At 70.9% G+C, this 1,436-nt stretch carries 2 protein-coding genes; both read left to right on the top strand.

The genetic code is table 11. The features are described 5' to 3' along the window. The coding region (locus ABZ860_RS42785) for a cellulose binding domain-containing protein (RefSeq protein WP_357232603.1) at positions 1-754 on the top strand (754 nt) is incomplete at its 5' end. A gap of 27 nt (positions 755-781) precedes the next feature. Further along, positions 782-1,436: cellulose binding domain-containing protein (locus tag ABZ860_RS42780; RefSeq protein ID WP_357232600.1), on the top strand; the 655-nt coding region annotated here is incomplete at its 3' end.

Raw genomic sequence — 1,436 nt, 5'->3', positions numbered from 1 at the left:
GCTGCTGCACATCGGCACCAACGACGTGCTGCAGAACTACAACCTGTCCGGCGCGCCGCAGCGGCTGTCCACGCTGATCGACCACATCACCGCGGCGGCGCCGAACGCCGAGGTGTTCGTCGCGACCATCATCCCCCTGTCGAACTCCGGCCAGGAGGCCGCCGCGCGCACCTTCAACGCGGCGATCCCCGGCATCGTGCAGTCCAAGGCCGGCAGCGGCAAGCACGTCCACCTGGTCGACATGCACAGCAAGCTGACCACCGCCGACCTGATCGACGGCGTCCACCCCACCGCGACCGGCTACGACAAGATGGCCGCCGCCTGGTACGCGGCGCTCCAGTCGGTTCCCGGCAGCATCGGGCAGGGCCCCAGCCCCAGTCCTTCACCCAGCCCGTCAGCCAGCCCGTCACCCAGTCCCTCAGCGAGTCCCTCAGTCAGTCCGTCGCCGGTCGGCGCGGGGTGCTCGGCCGCGTACGCGATCGCCGGGCAGTGGGACGGCGGCTTCCAGGCGACGGTGACCGTCACCGCGGGCAGCTCGGCCATCTCCTCCTGGACGGTCGGCTGGCGGTTCGGCAACGGCCAGACGGTCACCCAGTCGTGGAACGCCACGATCAGCGCCAGCGGAGCCGAGGTCACCGCCCGCAACGTCGGCTACAACGGCGCGCTCGGCGCGGGCGCGAGCACCCAGTTCGGCTTCCTCGGCACCTGGAACGGCGCCAACGGCGTGCCCACGCTGACCTGCACCGTCTCCTGACGAGTCCCTATCCCCCTGGAGATCCTCGTGCGCTTCACTCGACATCGGCGCTGGCTCGCGGCCGGGATGGCCGCGGCGCTGAGCGTCCTCGGAGTCGTGACCGCCGGCTCCGCCCGCGCCGCCGCGGGCTGCCGGGTCACCTACACCGTGACCAACCAGTGGCAGGGCGGCTTCGGCGCCAACGTGGACGTGGTCAACCTGGGTGACCCGGTCGACGGCTGGCGCCTGACCTGGTCGTTCTCCGCCGGGCAGACGATCAGCCAACTGTGGAACGGCAGCTATACGCAGTCCGGCGCACAGGTCACCGTGACCAACGCCTCCTACAACGGCGCCATCCCGACCGGCGGCAGCGCGTCGTTCGGCTTCAACGGCTCCTGGACCTCGTCCAATCCGGTGCCGGCGAGCTTCGCGCTGAACGGCACCACCTGCAGTGGAACCGTCACCAGCCCCAGCCCGAGCCCCAGCGCAAGTCCCAGTGCAAGCCCCAGTGTCAGTCCCAGCGCCAGCCCCTCGGCGAGCCCGAGCAGCAGCCCCAGCGCTTCACCGTCGCCTTCGCCTTCACCGTCGCCTTCACCGTCGCCGTCGGCGAGTCCGTCGAGCGGGCCGTGGCCGCCGTCGTCGACGTACTCCAACCCGGTGTTGTGGGAGGACCTGGCCGACATCGACGTCTTCCGGGTGGACG

This window comes from Microbispora sp. NPDC046973, from assembly GCF_040644495.1.
Classification (GTDB): Bacteria; Actinomycetota; Actinomycetes; order Streptosporangiales; family Streptosporangiaceae; genus Microbispora.
Note: the sequence above shows the minus strand (reverse complement) of the source record. Positions and strands in the feature narration are given on the sequence as shown.